20 protein-coding genes are annotated in these 21,952 nt (G+C 34.0%); 13 read left to right on the forward strand and 7 right to left on the reverse strand.

Going from position 1 to position 21,952, the window contains the following annotated elements; translation table 11 throughout:
* Nucleotides 1-291: 291 nt before the first annotated feature.
* Together ACEPXG_RS04125 and ACEPXG_RS04130 are read left to right on the forward strand one after the other, a co-directional pair.
* Nucleotides 292-654, forward strand: a complete 363-nt coding sequence (locus ACEPXG_RS04125) for an Rpn family recombination-promoting nuclease/putative transposase (RefSeq protein WP_391207778.1) — start codon at nucleotides 292-294, stop codon at nucleotides 652-654.
* Between the two features lie 206 nt (nucleotides 655-860).
* Nucleotides 861-1,436 carry a hypothetical protein gene (locus ACEPXG_RS04130; protein WP_391207780.1) on the forward strand — a complete coding sequence of 192 codons (576 nt, stop codon included), beginning with the start codon at nucleotides 861-863 and terminating at the stop codon, nucleotides 1,434-1,436.
* Nucleotides 1,437-1,599: 163 nt separating this feature from the next.
* Here ACEPXG_RS04130 and ACEPXG_RS04135 read toward each other — a convergent pair whose 3' ends face one another.
* Both ACEPXG_RS04135 and ACEPXG_RS04140 read right to left on the reverse strand, forming a co-directional pair.
* Nucleotides 1,600-2,571, reverse strand: a complete 972-nt coding sequence (locus ACEPXG_RS04135) for a hypothetical protein (protein ID WP_391207782.1) — start codon at nucleotides 2,569-2,571, stop codon at nucleotides 1,600-1,602.
* A 396-nt stretch (nucleotides 2,572-2,967) separates the two neighbouring features.
* On the reverse strand, nucleotides 2,968-3,354 hold the full coding sequence (locus ACEPXG_RS04140; protein WP_391207784.1) for an OsmC family protein: 387 nt from the start codon (nucleotides 3,352-3,354) through the stop codon (nucleotides 2,968-2,970).
* A gap of 403 nt (nucleotides 3,355-3,757) precedes the next feature.
* On the opposite strand from ACEPXG_RS04140, the gene ACEPXG_RS04145 reads away from it, so the two are divergent.
* Both ACEPXG_RS04145 and ACEPXG_RS04150 read left to right on the forward strand, forming a co-directional pair.
* On the forward strand, nucleotides 3,758-5,050 hold the full coding sequence (locus ACEPXG_RS04145; RefSeq protein ID WP_391207786.1) for an ATP-binding protein: 1,293 nt from the start codon (nucleotides 3,758-3,760) through the stop codon (nucleotides 5,048-5,050).
* Between the two features lie 1,235 nt (nucleotides 5,051-6,285).
* Complete coding sequence (locus ACEPXG_RS04150) at nucleotides 6,286-7,080, forward strand: isoprenyl transferase (protein ID WP_391207788.1); 795 nt, start codon at nucleotides 6,286-6,288, stop codon at nucleotides 7,078-7,080.
* Between the two features lie 532 nt (nucleotides 7,081-7,612).
* Here the strand turns inward: ACEPXG_RS04150 and ACEPXG_RS04155 are convergent.
* Entirely contained in the window at nucleotides 7,613-8,449 is an 837-nt protein-coding gene (locus tag ACEPXG_RS04155) for a putative bifunctional diguanylate cyclase/phosphodiesterase (RefSeq protein ID WP_391207790.1), read from the reverse strand.
* Between the two features lie 268 nt (nucleotides 8,450-8,717).
* Here ACEPXG_RS04155 and ACEPXG_RS04160 point away from each other — a divergent pair, with 268 nt between their 5' ends.
* From ACEPXG_RS04160 to ACEPXG_RS04195, 8 genes are all read left to right on the forward strand, one after another.
* A complete protein-coding gene (locus ACEPXG_RS04160) occupies nucleotides 8,718-9,593 on the forward strand; it encodes a helix-turn-helix domain-containing protein (RefSeq protein WP_391209772.1) in 876 nt (291 codons plus the stop codon).
* Nucleotides 9,594-10,171: 578 nt separating this feature from the next.
* On the forward strand, nucleotides 10,172-10,681 hold the full coding sequence (locus ACEPXG_RS04165) for a hypothetical protein (RefSeq protein ID WP_391207792.1): 510 nt from the start codon (nucleotides 10,172-10,174) through the stop codon (nucleotides 10,679-10,681).
* A gap of 562 nt (nucleotides 10,682-11,243) precedes the next feature.
* Nucleotides 11,244-12,413 carry an N-acetylglucosamine-6-phosphate deacetylase gene (nagA, locus tag ACEPXG_RS04170; protein ID WP_391207794.1) on the forward strand — a complete coding sequence of 390 codons (1,170 nt, stop codon included), beginning with the start codon at nucleotides 11,244-11,246 and terminating at the stop codon, nucleotides 12,411-12,413.
* Nucleotides 12,414-12,519: 106 nt separating this feature from the next.
* Complete coding sequence (locus ACEPXG_RS04175) at nucleotides 12,520-12,789, forward strand: HPr family phosphocarrier protein (protein ID WP_391207796.1); 270 nt, start codon at nucleotides 12,520-12,522, stop codon at nucleotides 12,787-12,789.
* A gap of 240 nt (nucleotides 12,790-13,029) precedes the next feature.
* On the forward strand, nucleotides 13,030-13,476 hold the full coding sequence (locus tag ACEPXG_RS04180) for a VanZ family protein (RefSeq protein WP_391207798.1): 447 nt from the start codon (nucleotides 13,030-13,032) through the stop codon (nucleotides 13,474-13,476).
* A 41-nt stretch (nucleotides 13,477-13,517) separates the two neighbouring features.
* Entirely contained in the window at nucleotides 13,518-13,712 is a 195-nt protein-coding gene (locus ACEPXG_RS04185; RefSeq protein WP_391207800.1) for a tetratricopeptide repeat protein, read from the forward strand.
* A gap of 38 nt (nucleotides 13,713-13,750) precedes the next feature.
* On the forward strand, nucleotides 13,751-13,966 hold the full coding sequence (locus ACEPXG_RS04190; protein WP_391207801.1) for a hypothetical protein: 216 nt from the start codon (nucleotides 13,751-13,753) through the stop codon (nucleotides 13,964-13,966).
* Nucleotides 13,967-14,111: 145 nt separating this feature from the next.
* Nucleotides 14,112-14,777, forward strand: coding sequence for a ribonuclease H family protein (locus tag ACEPXG_RS04195; RefSeq protein ID WP_391207804.1), 666 nt, complete (start codon nucleotides 14,112-14,114; stop codon nucleotides 14,775-14,777).
* A 266-nt stretch (nucleotides 14,778-15,043) separates the two neighbouring features.
* Here the strand turns inward: ACEPXG_RS04195 and ACEPXG_RS04200 are convergent, their stop codons facing one another.
* Nucleotides 15,044-15,454 (reverse strand): hypothetical protein, encoded by a 411-nt coding sequence (locus ACEPXG_RS04200; RefSeq protein ID WP_391207806.1) that lies wholly within the window; start codon nucleotides 15,452-15,454, stop codon nucleotides 15,044-15,046.
* Between the two features lie 301 nt (nucleotides 15,455-15,755).
* Between ACEPXG_RS04200 and ACEPXG_RS04205 the strand changes: the two genes are divergently transcribed.
* The gene (locus ACEPXG_RS04205) at nucleotides 15,756-16,820 is read left to right on the forward strand and encodes an SGNH/GDSL hydrolase family protein (protein ID WP_391207808.1); all 1,065 of its coding nucleotides are present in this window, start codon (nucleotides 15,756-15,758) and stop codon (nucleotides 16,818-16,820) included.
* Nucleotides 16,821-16,993: 173 nt separating this feature from the next.
* Here the strand turns inward: ACEPXG_RS04205 and ACEPXG_RS04210 are convergent, their stop codons facing one another.
* The 3 genes from ACEPXG_RS04210 to ACEPXG_RS04220 form a co-directional block, all read right to left on the reverse strand.
* A complete protein-coding gene (locus ACEPXG_RS04210; protein WP_391207811.1) occupies nucleotides 16,994-18,094 on the reverse strand; it encodes a diguanylate cyclase domain-containing protein in 1,101 nt (366 codons plus the stop codon).
* Between the two features lie 266 nt (nucleotides 18,095-18,360).
* Nucleotides 18,361-19,611: an IS4 family transposase gene (locus tag ACEPXG_RS04215; protein WP_391207812.1), complete on the reverse strand. Its 1,251-nt coding sequence runs from the start codon at nucleotides 19,609-19,611 to the stop codon at nucleotides 18,361-18,363.
* Nucleotides 19,612-19,771: 160 nt separating this feature from the next.
* The gene (locus ACEPXG_RS04220; protein ID WP_391207814.1) at nucleotides 19,772-21,940 is read right to left on the reverse strand and encodes an EAL domain-containing protein; all 2,169 of its coding nucleotides are present in this window, start codon (nucleotides 21,938-21,940) and stop codon (nucleotides 19,772-19,774) included.
* Nucleotides 21,941-21,952: the final 12 nt, after the last annotated feature.

Consider the following 21,952-nt stretch of genomic DNA (forward strand, 5'->3'; position numbering starts at 1 on the left):
ATATGCGACAATTAATATTTGATAAGCGATAAAAAAAGCGTCCCCGTGTCAGAAACAACTCTACACTATTCTGACAATTCACTACAATTCAAGATACTAGAAAACCATAATCCCTATAACAAATTAGGTTTCCCTGCTAGCTGCGCAATTAGACTGAAGTAATGACAGCGGAAAAGAAGTTTCCTTCAAACTTTTTGGGTATTTTATAAAAAACAGAAAAGACTGATAATTAAATTGAATAAAAAGAACTCATGTTCTATAATGTGGAGTAGAGAAAAGGAGATGGTGGTTTTGGTAAGCTTGGTTCGTGAAGATAAGAGTCAATATACGGAGGGACTTTTGGATCTTCGAAATGATTTTGTATTTAAGACCTTTTTTGGAAGTAAGCGAAGCAATCATTTACTACATGAATTTCTAAATGCGGTATTGGAAGACAAAATTATATTCGTTGAAATTAGAAATACAACCTTTCAGATGATGCATTCAAATGACAAAGCTTCTTCTATGGATCTTTGTGTGACCACAGGAAATGGAGAGCAGATTAGTATTGAGATGCAAGTACGTGGACATCGGGCACTTCCGGAAAGAATGCTTATGTACTGTGCAATATTAATGTATGCAATTCAAGATGAAGTGAATGGCCACTATGACTAGTTGAAAAAAGCGCCTCAAATCCTAATTACCAATTTCAAACTGTTTCCTTTTTTCGGAGTATATTACATAAAAAATAAACATATTATGTATCTTCACGAGCTAGTTTCTTTAGTTTGTCCGTGTGTTTCTTATGCCGATTTTGGAGGAAATGAGTCTGACACAAGATGCTGGAGCTAGGAGTTTATAAGGAAGAAGGAAAATAGTTAATGAAGAAACAATATTTTAATCTCATGCAATTCTTTGATGGATACGTACGAAATTACCGAAGATTAAACTTATCTTCCGCACATAATCGTTCCATGTTTACAAAAAGAGAAATAGATTATTTTGCTAATCTAGGTGAGATGCTTGGATTTGATGCATTTGTGGAGGATGCTAAATTTGATAAGTTACTTGGACGTTCAAGGCCAATGGACTTGGCATGGTGGAAGTGGGATAAACGGTATGACGAGGAGAATTTCTTGTATCCTGCACTTCACTTAGAAAGAGAATATATCTGGAGTAAAGATGAGGTAACAATTGGAAAGCTCTTTTCCGACACGGAAGAGGGCTTTGTTCCACATAATGTAATAGGAATTCAATATATATCATCTATGGAGAGAATAGACGATCTAAACGGCTTGGTCATTCAAAAAAATAGGCTTCAAATGTCTAATGTATTAATGGTCTATCGTTATTATGATTCAGATCTTGCAATTGAACGAGTATGTGCCTATTATTTCACACCAACAGGTTTATTTGAAACAAGGGAAGCTATTTGTAAAGAAGACGAGTCAGGATAGTGGAATATGCGTTTTCAAGAAGAGTGTGAGGTATTACCAAATAGTCTAGTCATGGCCAAAAGTTAGAGAGCATTTGCATCCCGATATGAGAGCTAAAGAAAAAAGACATTTTTGAAGTGTAGCCTAATAGAGGCAAACATTTCAAAAAGGTCTTTTTCATTTTCTAGACGTTTTGGATAGTTAGATCATGCGGGGTATCTAGTTTTGATTTCCTATTTTCTGTATTGTTTAAATACAACCGTTCAAAATCTTCTTGAGTCAATTGTGTATTTCCTCTATCAAGAAGGTTTTCTTTTAACGTTTTAATAAGAGCGTTTCTTTCTTCGTTTAACTTATTAAACGGATAAATAATTTTTTTATTTACATATTTAACCATCTTTTTATTTAAGATTATGCAAACTACTCGATAAGTTAGTAGACAATATACAAAAGCTCCTATTAATAATCCAAATATGTGACTATTGTTAGTTGCTTTATATATATTCAAAGAAACAACAGTATACAAAAGAGTTGCACAAAAAACAAGGAACCATGTTTTGGCTTTCATGTCTTTACGTTTCTCGTGCAAATTGTATCTAGTAACAGCCCCGGGTAATACTCTTGTAATGTACTTCTCCATTTTAATGGCTCTTAACGGGTTGATTAAATGGAGTATATCTTCATCACTCAACTGATCTACATCGGTCACATTCCGTTTAAGTATGTGAATATCATTTTGAATTCCATTCTTTTCTTGAAGGAAACGTTGGTAACCTAACTGGAATCCTGAATAAGGGATACAAGTAACTAATAATGAAATACCAATAGTACAAAGCCAGGTAACTGCTAGGATAGCATTATATATACTAAAGGTGGAAAGGATGTTCATTTTATTTATCATAAAAACGACTAAATAGGAGATTCCAAAGGATGAAATAGTATTGCTAATAAGAATAATAATTCCATTCTCCACCTTCTTGCTTAATATTACGTATATACATGACACGACGACTGGATAGGTTAATACAAGAAAATTAAATGATACCAAGTTTTTCATAAGTATTAATAAAGAAGTGGTTGCTCCAACTGCTATTAAACTGAAGGAAATAGCTGAAAATATCTCTTTGTTTTTAATAATACTTTGATCATCTCTCATGTATAACCCCAATTCTATTATTTTTCTACTAGTTAATGAATCGAAACTTCACTATTTTTAGTCATTTGAACTAGAATTTGAATATTAGGAGTAAAAGTTTATTTCTGTGTATTACAAATATACTATAAAGGTAGGGATAAATAAATAAAAAATTTTCGACATTTTCCAATATCAAGTGACATTCGACTAGTAGGTGGCGCGTGTCCCTGCGTCCGACGCAATTTCTAAACTATTCTAATAATTAAATAACGTTCTCATTGCTGTAGCCCTCATAGTATTTTTTGCTCGTCTGAAATATATACAGAAATAAACGACAAGAACTGTCAACTTTTTTCCCAATCACAAAAAAAGAAGTAAATCCAATCGGAATTGGGATTTACTCCTTTTTTAATCACTTTACTTTTTTAGTTCATACGTTTCAACAAGTTCAATTGAACCAATAACAGTTTGTGCCATCGAGCAGTTCTTCTTTGTCAATTCTAAGACCTTATCCATTCTAGATGGGTTAATTTCTTGCCCTTCAATGATAAAATGAAGATGAATTTTTTCCACCCTGTTCGCTATCTCCGCATTTCGATTTACTTCCTTGACTTCAATGGTAATGTTTTCAGCGGGCATACGCATTTTTTCTAGGATGTTCCGCATCACACCACCACTACAAACCGCAAGAGAAGAAACAAGCAATTGATAAGGTCTGAACCCGTACTCGTCGTTTCCGGAAATTGTCAACTGTCCAAAAGCAGTTTCTGTCACAAATCCATTCTCCGTCATTTCAAATTTCATAACTATTGGCCCCTTTGAAGTAGAATTATACATGATTTTATTAGGAAATGGGAAGCAAGAGGGCGGTACGAAGGCAGTGAAAAACGATAAACTAGAATTTTATTTTATTTAGATTTATCCAATCGATGATGTAACTAAAAACGTATTAGAAACAATTCCTCATTATTCTAATAATGCACTAAAATTCAAAATACATTATAACCAGAAATACCTCCTATTATATGAGTGAATAATCGGTAGGAGGTGGTTGTATTTCATTTTTAAGCTTTTACTCTAAAGTTAGGGTTTATTTGTTCCCGGCCATCAAATGATCAACGGAAGTGAAGTTGCTCAATTAGGGTTTATATGTGAAAATAAAATTAAATATCAGTTAGATATACGAATCATGCCAAGGGGATAAAAAATGAAAGCTAATAAAGATATTTTCCGTATAATACCATTTTTATATGTAATTATAGGACCAATTTGGATTATTGGTACCGATTATTTACTAAGTATTTCTAACCTTTCTGCTGAAAAAGAGCTTTTTGTGGATAAATGCAAAGGGATGTTGTTTGTTATGCTCACAGCTGTACTTTTGTTTGTCTTGATAAAAAATTTAAGGGACTCCAAACAAATCGAAGAGGAAAAAGTGAAGCTCTCGTTGTTAATCGATGCAATGCCCGACTTTGTCTCATTTAAAGATGGGGAAGGAAGGTGGTTGCAAATAAATAAGTTTGGTGCGGAGTTATTTGAACTGGATGGTATTGATTACAAAGGGAAGACAGATAAAGAGATGGCGGAGTATACAGATTTCTATCGTGATGCTCTAAAATACTGTATTGCTACGGACGAAGAGGCGTGGAAAGCAGGAAAGATAAGTCGTTGTGAAGAAGCAATCCCTTTGAGAGATGGGTCAGCTAAATTTTTCGATTCACTCAAAGTGCCTATTTTTAATACGGACGGTTCTAGAAAAGGATTGGTTGCTATTGGAAGAGATATTACCTCGTTAAAAGAAGCAGAAAGCAAGTTAAGACAATCCGAAAAAATGTCTGCATTAGGTGAATTAGCTGCGGGTATTGTACATGAAATACGAAACCCTCTTGCTATTATTCGAGGTTATATGCAAATGAGTCAAGCAAAAAAAATAAATCTTGATGAACATATGGATATCTTAGTGGAGGAAATAAATAGAATTAATCGTATTGTGAACGAATTATTAATGATTGCGAAACCAACTGATATTATCTTGGCTAACCAAAAGGTAAATACCATTGTAAGCGAAGTTGTTCAATTGTTTTCAATCGAAGCATCTCAACAAAGCAAACGAATAAACGTGATTGACCTAGAACAATTTAATACATATTGCAATGAACATAAATTAAAACAAGTTTTTATAAATATACTAAAAAATGCACTAGAAGCAATCTCCCCAAATGGGGAAGTCAACATCACGGTTTATGAAAAGAATGAAGAACATTTTGCTATTAAGTTTGAGGATAATGGCTGTGGCATGGAAGAAGCTGATTTACATCACATGGGTGACCCCTTTTACAGCTTAAAAGAAAACGGCATTGGCTTAGGAATGACCGTAAGCTATAGTATCATCGAAGCTCACAAAGGTTCCATCCAGATCGCAAGCCAAGTGAATGTAGGAACAAGCGTAGAAATATTGTTACCTAAGTCTAAAAACATCCCGGTGGAAAATGTATGTTAAAAACAATTCAACGCGATTCTGCTAATTTATTACAATTCAAGATTCTTCCTAACCAAGAATACCTCCTGCACTTGAATGGTTAATGTGTAGGAGGTATTTAAAAACCAGTCCCTGTGCTAGACAGGCACCTGCCAGATTTATAACCATTTCAGAAAAGCTGTTCCAGCAATTTATTTGCCGGAGCAGCTTTTTGGTTTATTAAAAGAAGTAATTTTTATCATATGAGCGGAATAAATTTTATATTCAACAAAGTTGTGCAACAGGCAGCCACACGGTTTGTACCACTATCGTTATAAAACTACTCTGGATAATAAAACAATCAATTATCTCAGAAAATCTCGAAGTATCACAGAAAATCTCGAAGTATCACAGAAAATCCCGGGGAATCTCAGAAAATCTCGGAGTATCTCAGAAAATCTCGGAGTATCTCAGAAAATCCCGGAGTATCTCAGAAAATCCCGGAGTATCTCAGAAAATCTCGAAGTATCACAGAAAATCCCGGAGTATCTCAGAAAACGCGGAGTAAGACGTGTCCCTGTGTCAGAAACAAATCCAGAAGGATCACCCACAATTAGAAAACAGCAATACAGAAAGGTTTCCTAAGTAGTTACTTTCCGTATTTATACTTTTACTCTAAAATAAAGTTTTTTTGTTGCCAGCCATTATATATATCAACAGAAGTGTCCCTATCTCCATCTACCCATACAGTTGTACAATCAGCTATTGTTCTGGCTACATGTGCAAACCCCGGCAAACGTGATTAAATATTTGCTAAAAAAGTGCCGAAACGTTAAAAACTATACAGTAATTCCAAAATCAACTCAAAAAGATATCGTGAGTAGTGCAAAAATGTTCTGATTGGAACAATCCCGTATAAATTAAAGGAAGGGAGCTTAAGTGTCAAGGAAAAGGGTGAATATATTTTACATGATGTAAAATATATTAGTGCTACAACAGAGGATGAATCAGTTTTAATTGCAAGCAATTAAAGTGATTATGCTTTCTAATCTTTCACAAAACTTGTCCCTATGTTAAAAATTTTTCTAATTCTAGGCTAGTCCATGACTCTGAAAACTAACTACAATTTTATAATTCATTTTTATGCAAATATTTTAGAGTAAATAGAAAAAGGGTCTTATATTGTAATTGTTTGTCGAATTTTATAAAGTATTGCACAGTATTTTCTGGTAATATTAATATATATTACTGGAAAAGGTATAAGGTGGGGTAAAAGTATGCTAAGCAAGCTTATCCGTAAAAAGCAACCAGCTTTAAATAGTGAGCTTATAAAAAGAAAAGAACTATCCCAATTAGAACAGTTGCCATCTCATATATCTATTATAATGGATGGAAATGGTAGATGGGCTACTAAGCGAACTTTACCAAGGATTGCTGGTCATTACGAAGGGATGAAAACGGTCAAGAAAATAACCAAGTTCGCTAATGAGATTGGTATTAAAACCTTATCCCTCTATGCATTCTCTACAGAAAACTGGAGAAGGCCTAAAAAAGAAGTAGATTATCTTATGCGTTTACCAGAAGAGCTCTTGGGTAAGTATTTACCAGAGTTAATAGAGCAAAATGTCCGGGTAACGATGATAGGGAATCATGAACTCCTTCCTGAACATACTAAAAGAGCGATTACGAATGCAATAGAAGAAACCTTACATAACGATGGTCTTATTTTAAATTTTGCATTTAACTATGGCAGTCGAGATGAGATTGTTCAATCCGTTAAACAAATTGTAAACAAAGTACAGCTAGGTTCAATCTCCAGTAATGAAATTACAGAGGAATTAGTTAGTAGTTATTTAATGACGAACGAATTGACCGAGCCAGATTTGCTTATTCGTACTAGTGGTGAAATTCGTTTAAGTAACTTTATGCTTTGGCAGCTTGCGTATACCGAATTTTGGTTCACGGATACACTTTGGCCAGACTTTGATGAATCTTGCTTAATGGATGCTATTGAAAGTTATCAAAGAAGGAATAGAAAATATGGCGGGCTTAAGCAAGAAGAAGTAAACTAGTAACCTATATTAGTTGATTTGAATCTGGATTCTTCTCAAATAGTAGCTCCTACACTTGAAAGATAACGTGTAGGAGTTTTATGTTTTGCTCAACAAACCACACCTAATCAGGGGAATCACTTTAGCAGATTTTATCAGAATGTTAACCTAGATGGATGATTTCCATGAAAGAAGTAGTACATCCTTGACAGCTTAAATAGTCGGTTATCTCCCATAAAGTTAGCTCATTTTATGGAGGAATGGTTGCTTTCATCCTGGAATTGGTTCCTCTTCCCTGGAATAGGTTTTAAACTAGATGCGCGCAATTATCATTCTGAATCTGACATAAAGAAATGATGATATCGAGGAGGTGAGTAAAACGTATAAATTTCCAATTTATACAAAAAATCATTGTTTAATATTCTGTGACAGTGTTACCAAGGAAAAAAATCAATGCTTTCGAATTTACAAATACTCGAGGATTTTGAAGGGAAAGTGGGAATATATATTTTAGACGAAAAAACGAATAACATACAAAATCTGGATTTTCCGTCTAAATACTATATTCAAGAGGTTCTAATTTATCTTTCTTTAGTAGTTTAACAAATTCAACAGCGGGAATAGGTTTGGAGAACAAATAACCTTGAATCATGCTACAATTGTACTTTTGCAACACGGCTAGCTGTTCATTAGTTTCAACTCCCTCAGCGATAACGTTCATCTTCAACTGATGGGATAGTTGGATTATCATTTTTACTATAAAGTTAGAGTCCTCCTCAAGCGAGCTACTTAAGCCTTGAATGAAGGAACGATCAATTTTAAGTATATCTATTTTTCCTTTAAATCTGTTTAGCGATGAGAGAGAAGAATAGCCAGTACCAAAATCGTCAAGTGCGATTTTAATGCCCAAATTTCGTAATTCATCTAATACGGAGAAAACTACTTCTTCATTTTCTAATAGTAATGTTTCCGTTATTTCGATTTCTAAGTATTGAGGATCTAGTTTCGTTTCTTTTAAAGTATCCATGATATGGGTAATAAGATCTCTTTCTAAAAAACGAGAAGCAGATAAATTAATGGAAACTGGAATTTTCAGTAGTCCAGCATCTTGCCAAACTTTATTTTGACGGCATGCATTCTTTTTGACCCATTTCCCAATTTCATTTATAAATACCGTTTTTTCTGCTAAAGGAATAAATTCATTGGGACCAATAATTCCCCACTTTGGATGATTCCATCTTAAAAGAGCCTCGGCACCAATAATTTGATTGGATTCAGCAGACACTTTAGGTTGATAATACAATTCTAATTCGTTCCGTTCAATTACATATGTAAGGTCTGATTTCAGTGAATTCAATCTTGCTTCGTAGTCTACGGCTTTAGATTTCATCGTCTTACTCCTCGTTTATTTTAGTTTCGCTCTTGCACTATTAGAAAAATCCAATAAAATTAAAGATGAGATAATTTTATTGGATCTTGCTTGAAATTAATAGATATAAGGAAGATCTAAAGTAGAAATTGGGTTGTTGATTGATTTAGCTGACTCATTGGTAACATTTGGGTAAAGTGCAACTGCTAATACGATTAATAAAATAATAGATAATTTTTTCATGTTTTTTTACCGTCCTTTTTCTATATTATGGGGTGATTTTTTGGAAATGAAATACTTAGGTTTAGAAATTAGTAAACTTCGAGCAGAATTGGGTATGTCCCAAAAGGAGCTCTCAAAAAATATTTGTACACAGTCGACCATTAGTCGAATTGAAGCAGGAGAAGTATATCCAGCAATAGATACGTTATTAAAGATTGCATTAAAGCTACAAGTACCGGTAGAATTTTTTATTGAAATGCTATTTCATAAAAATGTCTTAGAAAGTGAAAGTTTAATAAAAGATATTGAATACCACTTAAAAGAACATGATTACGAAAAAGTTATTTTTATCATTGATAAAAATAATATATCAGAAGATAATGTTTGGTTAAATTTTTACATGGAACACATTTTGCATATAGCCCATTACAACTTGAAAATTATTACATCCGAAGAATGCATAAAAAACCTGAAGAACATTTTAAGCTATTCTAACCAAACAACTATCCAATTTCGTTTTTTAAATATTAAAATCAATAATACGATTGCCAACGTATATGGCGAAATTGGTGAAAGTCAAAAAAGTTTGTATTACTATAATAAAATTCTAAAAGAGCATATGCATAAAAATTATAGTGATAATAAAATTCATGAAACACTTATTACGGTTTTATTTAATAAATGTAAAACACTGTATGATTTAAATGATATTGATGCCGCTTTAGAAACCGCAAATCAAGGAATCAAAAAGTCTAAAGAAACATCCTTTGTTTTTTTAGCTGGACAATTCTTATACTATAAGGGCCAATGCTTAGAAAAAAAAGCTGCTCCCTTCGCAGAAATAAAAGAAGTGTTCCAACAAGCTTTGTTTTTCTTTCAATTCTTAGAACTTCCTTTTTACATTCAAGCGATCAAGCAAAATAAAAAACAGTACTTAGCATAAATTGGGCGACTTTGTTTGCAATTCATAATAGTTTCTATTGGTTGAACGTTTTCCTCCATCCGACGATTAAGTTATTGTATCTATTTAAAATAGAGTACAAATTACTTAATAAATTGTGATTAAAATACCTTTTGCATTTCAAATATACTAGATTTACTCAAAATAATCTTTAGGTTATGCATAAATGGATAATTTCTTTTATGACTTGTCCCTTTATTGAACAATATTCTACAGTATTTTCAAAAGTCACTATCATTACTTTAGGGATAGCATTTTACGTTCTTTAGCTCTCAAATATTCTCCAAATAAATGTACTAGGAGCTTGTAAAAGCACGACATTAGAAGTTATTCATAATAAAAAGAGAAGGGAAGATTCAGAATCTTCTCTTTTTTGATGCAAAAAATCTTCTCTGTATGAGTCGTTTAGTCCGAATCTTCGTACCTGTTAATATTACTTTATATCCAATACAATTGTAACGTGTATTGAAAAATACTATAAAAAGGTAAATTGTAAGGAAGTTAATAATACAATTTTGTTGTATTAGTTATCTTTTTTTCATTAAACGGAGGAATTTTAATTGGAAGATATAAACGTTTATGTTGATTTTAGTTTAGATATGGAAGAGGGGACTTCTTTATTCAATGTACATGCTAAGTGCATCATTTATCCAAAAGGTTCGGATCAAGCAATTAATATAGGACAAGCATCAATCTATTTATTTAATCCAGTTAAGAGTTCATATTCGGAAGTTTGCGATGATGCAGTTTCTATTTCGTTGGATTTATATCATGCATTGACAAACTTAGAGAGCTTATGTGAAATAGAATATATGCGCGGATTAGTAGCGACTGCTCATTTTATTAATATGAAAGAAGAGTGGCGGGGAAAAGGTTTAAGACAAGCGTTTGTAGAAAAAATGATGCAGCAACTGGCAATTTTAAATGTAGAATTGATCATGCTAATAACGAATGACCACATGGAAATAGACTTTTATAATAGACTTGGCTTTGTAAAGCTCGAGAACAAGACTGATATCACACTTATGTATAAATATGTTGTGGATAAACAGGAAACTTTGTACTGTTGAGAAAAAGACAATCTTAAGAATGGGAATATAGTCATGTTAAGTTATTATAAGGAGATCTTAAAATTAATGTTCTGAAAAAATGGAAAATAACAAACAGTCAAATTTAATTCCCTGGCTGCTATTTTTTACTAAGGACCCTGTGTGGCATTAAAAAAATAGGTTGTATCCATTCATAAAGAAGTGATGAGCGGACGAGATTGTATCTTCGTCCGCTTTTAAACAATTAGGACAGTATCTTTTCTCTCATTAACCAGACCAAATGCATCTATTCTTTCCTTATTTTATAAAGGTGACTGACAAACAACCGTCACATGCACCAAAATTCCCCGGGTAATAATGTAGCCCCAGATTTAAAATCCAAAGCCCACTGTAAATACTTGAAGACAAGATAAATTATGTTATCGCTTTTCAAATAGATTGTTTAAATAGGATTAGCGATAAAGAGAGCTCATAAGTAAATCCTGCAAAACATATTACTATAAAAACGCTTATAAACGATATAGACAACTATACCGTTGTTTCTAAACAGGAGAACCAAACTTTTTTTGTTTTATAGGAGCTGATGATAGTGGACAATACAATACTTATTTCAAATGTAACCATTGTTAATTTTGATCAAGCAGAATTTATTGGCGATTTATTTATAAAAAACGGAAAGATAGAAAGGATAGGAAAAAAGTTACTGGCGGAATCTGATAGACAAATTGATGGGACGCTTAAAGAATGGATTGTATTTCCTGGTTTTATTGATATGCATATGCACGGATTAGCAGGGTTTGACACGATGGATGCTACAGAAGAAGCACTTAGAGGAATGGCTCATTCGCTAGTAAAAGAAGGTACTACAAGTTTTTTAGCAACAACGATGACTCAAGCCGTTGATCGAATCGAAGCTGCTTTATTGAACGTTTGTCGTTTCGAAAATAATGCAGCGGAAGCTGAACTATTAGGCGTACACCTAGAAGGTCCATTTATATCAAAAAAGTGGGCTGGAGCACAACCAGTCGAACATATTAAGGAACCCTCTATTGACCAATTCAACTACTGGCAACAACTAAGTGGGAATCTTATCAAACAAATTACGGTCGCACCTGAAGTAACAAATGGATTTGGCTTTATTAAAGAACTGACTAGACATGATGTTCTTGTATCTATTGGGCACTCAGATGCTACTGCAACAGAAGTGGAAAGAGCGGTAGAACTTGGTGCAAAGCAGTGTACTCATTTATTTAACCAAATGAGTCCTTTTCACCACCGAGAATTGGGAGTTGTTGGGAGGGCTCTACTAGAAGATAGGGTTAAAACTGAAATAATTGCCGACTTTGTTCATAGCCATCCAGATGCTGTGAAAATGGCATATCGTTTGAAAAAGGCGTCTCGCATCATTTTAGTTACAGATGCTATGCGAGCAAAAGGCTTGCCATATGGAAACTATGATTTAGGAGGGCAGACAGTTCATGTGACAGAAAAGGGTGCACATCTTTCCACTGGAGCTCTTGCTGGCAGCGTTTTATCAATGGATCAAGCTGTTCGTAATATGCAAAGAGTTACTGGTTGTTCATGGCAGGAGCTTGTTTCAATGTCTTCAGCTAACGCTGCTAAGCAATTAAAGCTTTCGAACAAAGGTTATATTGCAGAAGGTGCGGATGCAGATTTAGTTATTCTAGACGAAGCTTTGATTGTCCAAAAAACCATTTGTCGAGGCAAAATAGTTTTCGAAAATGAAAGGTAAGGTAATCTATTTGGATGGGGAAGGGATTTGATATACCGCTTGGATCAATATAAATTCATCCTAAAAGACATATTAACCTTGAATAGGGATAGAGGAGGATTAATAAGTGGAGAAAAATTTTAAGGTCATCACGCCAGAAGGATTACATGCTAGACTATCTGCTTTATTGGTTGTAGCTGTCACACCCTATACATCGAATGTGAAACTTTCTTATAATGGAAAATCCGTAAATTTAAAGTCTATCATGGGGGTCATGTCACAAGGAATTGGTCCAGGAGCAGTTATCACTATCTCAGCACAAGGAGGGGATGCAGAGGAGTTAATCGGGAAGGTTACAGAAGTAATGATATCGGAGAGACTTGGGGAAGAATGTTAAAAAGGAGATTTTGACTTATCTTCTCACCGAGTTAGTGAAGATTCTGCAAATTAACTACAATTCATTGTGAAACCTTCACAGTGAATCCAAGACGATAAATTTAGTGTAGCCAAATAGGTTAAAATACCCTCAAAATACGCTGATGCATTTGAAGGGTATTTTTGATTGTCCAGAAGAGAAATATTGGATTTTATTTGGTATAATAATATTAAAAATGAGAGCCTAAAGGAAACTATATATATGCGTAAATATCTATCCTGGTTAGCCGTTATCTTGTGGATGTGTCTAATTTTTTACTTTTCCCACCAACCTGCCACTGAATCGAGTGAGTTGAGTACCGGGATAGCAGAGCTAATTGAAATAACCGTTGAAAAAGTGGCGCCTAATGCAGATTTTATCACAGAAAATTTTCATCATCTCGTCAGAAAAAACGCTCACTTTTTTATTTATTTACTGCTTGGTGTGCTGCTCCTTCACGCCTTGAAATTAAACAGGATCGGAAAATATAGAGCAATGGGATTTGCTTTACTTATTTGTGTGCTTTATGCAATGTCCGATGAAGTACATCAGCTATTTGTTCCCGGCAGAGGGGCACAGGTGAAGGATGTTTTCATTGATAGTGCTGGTGCAACTCTTGGGATTATTGTGTATTCGATTATTAATAGACTAAATTCGCGGATTCTTTGAATGGTATCCAAAAGGAAGTATGTATATTCCCATGGAGTTTTGTGGAAAATCGTCCTTATTTGAGTGCTCTGTTTGCTTATGGTGTATGGGAATTTGAACTTGGACAATATCAAACAGCAAACACCTATTTTAGAAAACTGTTGGAGCTCAACCCTAATGATAATCAAGGAGTTCGCTATTTGGAGATAAGTACGTTAATGCTCTTCGAAAATGGAAAGATGCTCAGAGGCTGTTAAATAAATATAAAGATCCGAATGATGTCATTTTTGTATTTTTGAATTTCCACTTAATCCAATTAAAGCGCATTTCTGCTGGAGAAATTCCTTTATTCGTTATTGAGGATAAACAATTGATGCAGAGCAACTCTTTTGCAATCGAGCTGTTAGCTAAAGGACCGTCTCCTCAGCCATTTCCAAAATCAGTCACAACTGCACCAGGTAGTGAGGAAGAAGCGCAAATTATCTATACACTTCTGTACAACCTAAGATAGTATAGATGAAATAAGAAAGTCATGAGCAGCCGTAATAGTATCTCTTCTGCTGCTATTTTTGATTTTCAATGATTGTTTTAACAAAAGCTCACTGATTAAAAAGTACAGTTTGTCTACAAACTTATGAATAGAAGGGGGACTGGCGATGAATGTTCGAATCGAATGGATATATAGAACGTCCAAGGGAGCGGAAACCTTTTTTTATTCCGAGGAGATGCCAGCAGCACAGGCTTTGCTGTTTGCGGAAGACATGGAAAGGACTGGGCGTGTAAAAAGTATTGTGTTCATTGATCGGTTTGATAGTAAGTGGACGCTCAAGGAGTTAAAGAGTTATTTGAAAGGAATCGAAACGGAACCGCATAATGTGAAGGTTTATTTTGATGGAGGCTTTGACCGTGATACATTTAGCTCTGGTTTGGGCTGTGTTATTTATTATGAGCAAAGTGGGAAATCATACAGACTTCGACGGAACGCTCCTGCTGCCGCGCTCACTTCTAATAATGAAGCCGAATATGCCGCATTTTATTTGTGTTTGCAGGAACTTGAGTTATTAGGTGTTCATCATTTGCCGGTTCAGTTTATTGGCGATTCGCAAGTAGTCATTAATCATTTGCGCGAGGACTGGCCCGTGATTGAAAAGGATTTATCCAACTGGGCAGATCGGATTGAACAGAAGATGAAGGAGCTTGGTTTACAACCGGAATATAACCTGATACCCCGAAAGTTGAATAGTGAGGCGGATAGGCTTGCTACTCAGGCGTTGAATGGCATTGAAATCACAGCGGTGAGTGAAGTGTTAGGCGACTTGTGAGATCCTTTTACTTTAGTGAGTTTTTCGATAAATTTAGATTAGATGTTCTCCTCAAATGCACATTTTCCGCGAATCGCAAGATCAGACTGGAAAATCGCAAATTCAGTGCCTCATATCGCAAGTTCAAATCGTTTAACGCAAATTTGAAATTACCATATGTTAGGGGGATATTTATTCTTTTATGTGGGAAAGGGAAATGCAAGAATAAAACGGAGAAGTCTAAAAAGCCTGTAACTAGTTTTTGGAGACTAGTTACAGGCTTATTTTTAGTTAGCAGGAATTTCAGTGTGATTTTCTTGTTTGGCAGGTGAGTCGTTGTTATCTTCTGGTAAAGACTCTTCCGATTTCGGTAGTTTTTTCTGTTGAGATTTTGGGAAAGCTTGTTTTGCCTCTGATTTTGAGTTGCAATCTTGCACGTTTTCATTATAATATTGCACACTTGTCATTGCGCCTTCTTCTACCATACGATTGTCGTCTGGATCGTGTGGATCCGAAAAACCAGCTTTCGTCATTTGTGTCGGTTTATGCTTTTTCGAATCCATATAAGAATTGGCTTTTGTTTTTGTATTTTTCAATGTCGTTTTAGCTTTCTCTCTGTTTTCCATTTTTCTTAAATACATAATAGCGAATGCAGCTATACCACCCATTAAGAAAGATCGTTTATTTCCTTTAACCATTCTCATCACTCCCAATTAGTTAATTACTATAGTTTACCCTCATCAGAAGTTAGTCAAACATATCCAGTTGCAAAACTAACTTGTTTTTTGGATCAAACTAGTAAAATTAAATGTTTATATGTGAAAATAGCCACACCACCTATAAGAAGTAATTTACAACCTTTTTGCACGTTGGAAGTTAATCCGAAATATGGTTTAATTATTACAAAGGTGTTACTGGTGCCTGGCACCAGTAACGCCTTTGTAATATAATATGAATTTTTTGGTGAAATATTAATAATGGTAGAGAGGAGAATAAGAATTGAAAAGGTTTTTTTCGTTAATTTTTATAGCAGTCTTTATGGTATTTAGTGTTTGGACATCTTCTGTTGAAGCAGATAATGTAAAGATCGACTATGTGGCGTTAGGTGATTCTATAGCATCTGGGCATACACCATATGGGGTAAAGGTAGGTAGAGGTTTCACAGATATAATCAGCGAAGCACTTGCTAAGGAAGGAGTACTTGGTTCGTTTACGAAAGATTTTGCGTCTTCTGGTGAAACAAGTGCTGGATTGTTGGAAACATTAAAACGGAATGACGTGCAACAATCACTTAAGGAAGCTGAACTTATTACAATTATTAGCGGAGCCAACGATTTTATTGATGAACTGTATAATCCGGAGGACGAGAGTATACATGTGGATATTTCCAAGGCAACAGCTCTTTTAAATAAGGTAGAAGGTAATCTCGTATCTGCAATACAAAAAGTGAAAGCCTTAAATCCTGAAGCGGATATTTATTTGTTCGGTTATTTCTTTCCATTACCACATTTGAAGGATGCAGATTCCAAATTCCAATTACAACTTGCTTTTAATATTGTAAATTCAAGGATGGCGAGTATTGCTAAAAATGAGGGGATTCATTTTGTGGATGTTGCTTCGGCATTTGACGTAAAAGGTACTTATTATTTAGAAAATCCACAAGATATTCATCCGAATGAGGCTGGTTATCAAGTCATAGCAGATCAATTTTTCAAAAACTACAGCATTCCCTTGAATGGCTTCTTTCCAAATCCTACTCTTGAATGGGGCAAAAAAATAGAGGAAATGGAATTAGTGGCAGCCAATAAAAAATGGATTGTAAAGTTAAACAAAAGTGTAGATCCTGCTAGTGTCCAACATTCGGTTTTCGTAGTGAAGGATGGAACTCAGCTTATGAATATAGTCAAAGAAGTATCCATAGATAATCAGAAACAAATTATCATAACGCCACCTAAACAAGGCTATAAACCGGGATTGTACCAATTGATGATCACCAATAATCTAACTGACCAACTTGGGAAGCCGATAGAAAAAACTGTTTTAGTGACCTTTAAAGTAAAATGATAAAGAATAGAGCCTTCGAATATTTCAATTATTTGGAGGCTTTATTTTATTTGTATTATTACAGAATTATTACGGGTGCCTGGCACCTGTAATAATTCTGTAATAATGGACATGATGAAAAGAGTGGTTGAATTTATGGGGCACCCACTCTGTATTAGATATGTGATATTTTTCTAGAGTTTAACTTTGTCGGCAAATTTATAGGAGTTTTTCCCGCTTTTCTTAACTTCGTACATAATAGAATCTGCTTGTTTCAATAATGTGGATATATCTTGTTCTTGATCATTTTGTGAATATTGAGCAATTCCTATACTTGGAGTTACTCGAATTTCTTTATTTGAAATAAAGAAGGGATCTTGGAAAGAGGAAATAATTCTTTCTGCTACAAAAATGCAAATATCTTTATCTGCATTAGGTAATAGAATTGTAAATTCGTCACCACCCAATCTTGCTACGAAATCATTTTCACGAACACTGTTTTTTAAGAGTAAACTAACCTTTTTCAGTAGTTCATCTCCTGCATCGTGTCCGAGTAAGTCATTAACACTTTTAAAGCCGTCTAAGTCCAAAAACATTATTGCAAAACAATCGTTAGCTTTGAAGGAATTTTTCTGTATTTGATCCAATTTACTTAAGAAAAATCTTCTATTTGGAAGTTTAGTTAATTCATCCTGATAAACAAGTTCTTTCACTTTATCTTTTTGTACATTTCTGTACGTTACATCTTTTGCAATGACCTCTCGCGCCGTGCCCCCGTTATATTCAATTTTAGTAGAATTGATTTCCAAATCAATGATTTTTCCATCTACCCTTTTTACTTTGACGGAATGGTTTTCTATTAAATCTTCCATATTCTTCATATCCCCTAAGAAGTCGTTATCTGGGTTTGTGGAATGAAAGTGGAACAGTTCCTTCCAATTTTGACCGATTAAATCTACGTAGCTATTTGCGCCGATTAGTGTTGCGCTAGCTTGATTTGCATAAAGAATTTTAAAGTCTTTATGAATCAAAATAGCCTCTGGATATAAATCAATTAGGCGGCGATATTGTTTTTCTTTTTCTTTCCCCTTTTGTAATACTCTTTTACCTAAGTAAAGTAAATATAAAGTCAACCCAATTTCTATAAAAGAAAATCCTGTGTCCAGCATCCAGTTTAAGAAATCATCATTTTTTAAATCAAAATACTCTATAAAACTATTATCAAAAATGTCTACCAAAGATAAACTAATTAATATAAAAATCAATAGCCCAATATTCTTTGTGATTTTTTTCACAATTTTCCCCTTTCATTAATAGAAGTAAAGTGTGGAATAGTTTAAGGTACCCTTCCTTTAATACTAATGAGAGAGAATACTTTTACCTTATATCATTAGCGTTGCATAAAAATTTTAATCATTTGTCAAAAGAGACGAAATACCCAACTTGTGTAGAAGTCTGAATATTCCGAACTATGTTTGATTTTAATTTTTAAAAAAAGTCAAAGCAGCTATAATTGGTAGCCCTTATCCACATTTTGTAAATTATTTATAATTTATACGAACTAGAAAATTGGATCATACGTTAAATCGTCTAAATGCTCCACCTCTCTTTCATCGAACTGTCTGACAATGTGCTGAAATTCTCTTTCCCAGTCGTACTTTTTACGCCCATTTGATGTTCTTGTGGGTGGTCTAAATAGAGCTTTTACAAATGCATTAAATGGCTTGAAAAGTAAGTTTTGAAGCGTTCCTTTTACATCTAAAAGAGGTCCTTCATGGTTTAATTTCAGTTGTAGTAAGACTTGTAAGCAATAGGTGATGAGCGCGATCCAAATTTGCGTGTACACGGCGTTTTGACTTTTTCCATAGAAGCTTTTGATTTTTAAGTGCTGCTTCATCCATTTGAAAAACGTTTCGATTTTCCAACGATAGCGATATAAATCGCCTACTTCTTTAGCGGATAAATCAAAACAATTAGTAAGAATGATGATGTCATTTTCTTCGCTATCTTTTGTTTGGATTAATCTCACAGGGTTTTGCATCTTGGTCCCATTTTGCTCATTGCCTAGAATGACTTCTTGATCCGAGAAGATATGATTTTCTACGTCTGGTATTTGTTCGTTGAGTACTTCGATTTTCGCATTTTTCTTAAGTCGCGTAATGAAGGGAATCCCTCGATCACAAAGCACATCATACTGTTGATAGTCTGTATAGCCTCGGTCAAACAGGTGAATCGCATCGGAGTCAATATCAACTAACTTGTTCATTTGCGTGCGATCTGCGTGTTTTGCCGGTAGAATTACCGCCTGGTCTGGAAGAGTCACATCTTTTGTGACAACCACTCGCAAATGAAGTCGAACACCTGCTTTTGTTTTCCGAAACGTTGCCCAAGGATATTGACTTAGACTCATCGATATTGTAGAAGAATCAATGACAAGCAGCTTACGAATATCGCGAAGAATTGGTTCGTTACTTTTCATCTTCGACTGAATGGAAACGACGAGGTGACGAAAGACTTTTTCAAATATTGCCGGTGTTAGCAAGGATTGTTTACGTGAAAGCTGTGAATCACTGATGGCATCCATCTGAATAAACGTTTGAAATTCTTCCGTATCTTTGAGGTGTTTCGCTAACTTTTTCAGCGATTTTTTTTCATTTACCTGTGCAATGATAAACAGCTGAAGAAACTTGTAAGCAGTCAACTTTTTAACGTAATGATCAAGATTTATAACGTTTATGATTTTGGAAAATGTTTTTTCATCTAATACATTTAGTAATTCATTTAGTGTGGATTTTGTGGTATCCTTATCCATGGTGAGCTCCTTTTAATTGGGATTTGGACAGAACTAACAAACCTAATTATAAGGAGTTTTTTTGTGGAATGGAATAACAAATAGTGTAATAATTTTAGATATAAAGACTCTTGATAAATGATGTTTTAATTTATTGCAATGTTAATGACCTTATATGTATTTATTCAGTTTTTTTATTCTTCTCTTTTTGCTTAAAAAAATTATAACGATCTACTTTAATAAAACTGCATTCCGGAAGGAGAGGAGACTTTCTTAATAGAATTGCAAATTTATTTAGTAATTGTGTTAATAAGGATCGCTCGTTTTCATCCATTGCGAACTTTATTCCATATTGAAAAATATTTGATTTTACTGATTTCATCCAAACAATTGAACCATAAAATTTTATCATATTTCCTAAAATTTCCGTTTCAAATTCTAAAATGATATCCTGATTTGTAGCTAACTTGATATCTGACAGGAATCGTAATCCTCCTAAACCTATGTCTTCAATCAATACTAGGGTATTTCCAATTTCTACTTTTTTACCACGTATTCGAATTAAAGTCATGTTTGCACTTAAAGGGAATTCGAGATTAACTCTGAAAAACTCGCGTTGATCTTCGAACGGTACCTCCTCACTAGAATCGATATTTTCTATTGGTTCTAATGTATCTTGCATTAATAAGGTTTCAAATTGGTCTGCAGGAATTGGTTTAGAAAAGATAAATCCTTGAATTGTACCACAATTATACTTATGTAATATTTCAAGTTGTTCACTTGTTTCTACCCCTTCAGCAACTACATCCATATTTAGATGTTGTGATAATTGAATAATCATGTTTGTAAAAAAATTCATATCGTACTTATCAGACTGACTTAAATTTTGAATAAACGTACGATCAATTTTAAGCGTATCAATTTGATCTTTAAATTGACGGAGAGTGGATAGGGAAGAATAGCCAGTCCCAAAGTCGTCCATTGCTATTTTAATTCCAATACTTCTAAGCTCATCTAATATCGATAAGATATGCTTTTCGTTTTCTAAAAGCGAGGTTTCTGTTATTTCAATTTCTAAATAAGATGGATCTAAATTAGTTTCTTCTAAGACTTTTTTTATATCAATAATTAGATTTTTTTCTAAAAATCGATTTGCTGAGAGGTTAATAGATATCGGAATTGCAGGTAAATTTGCATCCTGCCATGCCTTATTTTGAAGACATACAGTATGCGTAACCCATTTTCCGATTTCTGTAATTATACCAGTTTCTTCAGCTAATGGTATAAACTCATCAGGAGTAAGGATTCCCCATTCTGGATGGTTCCAGCGTATAAGTGCTTCTGCTCCAATAATTTGATTCGTTTTCGTAGAAACTTTAGCTTGATAATACATCTCTAATTCATTTTGCTCAATTGCATATCGAAGACTAGACTCTAATGAAAATATTTTATATGTTTGAGCATTCATTGATGAGGTAAAAACTTGATAATTGTTATTCCCCATTTCTTTTGCTCTGTTTACGGCAGAAGAAGCATTTTTCAGTAAAGATTGAGAGTCTTCTCCATCATTTGGATACACACTTATTCCGATACATGTCGTGACAAATAGATGATATTTTTCAATATAAAAGGGTTCCTCCAAGGCTTTAATTATGGTTTTTGAATACTCAATTATCTGATCTATTTGTAAGTTTGGTAATAAAATACCAAATTCATCTCCGACTATACGTGCTACTAAAACATCCCCTCCTACACATATTTGAAGCCTCTTAGATATTTGTTCAAGCAATTTATCACCTATAGCATGACCGAGGGTGTCGTTAATATATTTAAATCTATCCAAGTCCAAATACATAATAGCTAATTTTTGATTGAGGGTCCTGCTAATAATTAGATGCTTATCTAAATTTTCTACGAAGTGTCTTCTATTAGGTAGTTCGGTTAATGAATCATAAGATGCTAAATATTTGTTTAAATTTTCTGCCTTTTTGAAGTTGGAAATATCTTTTGCTATTCCAATTATGCCTTTAAAATTTTTGTCTAAATCAGTAGGTATCATCGTTAGATTTATATTAAGCGTATGTCCATTTTTATGTATAAACTCAATATCTATATTTTGTGGATTATGTGTAAGTGAATCATAGAAAGCTTTTTTATATAAAGGGATTTTGTTTAGGGGAAGCATCGATTCAACTGTCCTAACCTCTGAAACAGCTGAATAACCAAATAACTTTGGAAATATTTCATTACTATGGACTAAATCTCCACTTGTATTTAATAAAAAAATTGCATCAGGGTTATGTTCATAAAAAGAACGAAAAAGTAAATCAAAATTTTCTTGAAGCTCCATGCAAACATCTCC

It is taken from the genome of Psychrobacillus sp. L4, from assembly GCF_042944905.1.
Classification (GTDB): Bacteria; Bacillota; Bacilli; order Bacillales_A; family Planococcaceae; genus Psychrobacillus.

What these genes read in the sequence shown, in the direction of transcription:
- ACEPXG_RS04130 (WP_391207780.1), top strand. Translation starts at nt 861, where the DNA reads ATGAAGAAACAATATTTTAATCTCATGCAATTCTTTGATGGATACGTA.
- ACEPXG_RS04135 (WP_391207782.1), bottom strand. Translation starts at nt 2,571, where the DNA reads ATGAGAGATGATCAAAGTATTATTAAAAACAAAGAGATATTTTCAGCT.
- ACEPXG_RS04140 (WP_391207784.1), bottom strand. Translation starts at nt 3,354, where the DNA reads ATGAAATTTGAAATGACGGAGAATGGATTTGTGACAGAAACTGCTTTT.
- ACEPXG_RS04145 (WP_391207786.1), top strand. Translation starts at nt 3,758, where the DNA reads ATGAAAGCTAATAAAGATATTTTCCGTATAATACCATTTTTATATGTA.
- ACEPXG_RS04150 (WP_391207788.1), top strand. Translation starts at nt 6,286, where the DNA reads ATGCTAAGCAAGCTTATCCGTAAAAAGCAACCAGCTTTAAATAGTGAG.
- ACEPXG_RS04155 (WP_391207790.1), bottom strand. Translation starts at nt 8,449, where the DNA reads ATGAAATCTAAAGCCGTAGACTACGAAGCAAGATTGAATTCACTGAAA.
- ACEPXG_RS04160 (WP_391209772.1), top strand. Translation starts at nt 8,718, where the DNA reads ATGAAATACTTAGGTTTAGAAATTAGTAAACTTCGAGCAGAATTGGGT.
- nagA (WP_391207794.1), top strand. Translation starts at nt 11,244, where the DNA reads ATGATAGTGGACAATACAATACTTATTTCAAATGTAACCATTGTTAAT.
- ACEPXG_RS04180 (WP_391207798.1), top strand. Translation starts at nt 13,030, where the DNA reads ATGCGTAAATATCTATCCTGGTTAGCCGTTATCTTGTGGATGTGTCTA.
- ACEPXG_RS04195 (WP_391207804.1), top strand. Translation starts at nt 14,112, where the DNA reads ATGAATGTTCGAATCGAATGGATATATAGAACGTCCAAGGGAGCGGAA.
- ACEPXG_RS04200 (WP_391207806.1), bottom strand. Translation starts at nt 15,454, where the DNA reads ATGGTTAAAGGAAATAAACGATCTTTCTTAATGGGTGGTATAGCTGCA.
- ACEPXG_RS04215 (WP_391207812.1), bottom strand. Translation starts at nt 19,611, where the DNA reads ATGGATAAGGATACCACAAAATCCACACTAAATGAATTACTAAATGTA.
- ACEPXG_RS04220 (WP_391207814.1), bottom strand. Translation starts at nt 21,940, where the DNA reads ATGGAGCTTCAAGAAAATTTTGATTTACTTTTTCGTTCTTTTTATGAA.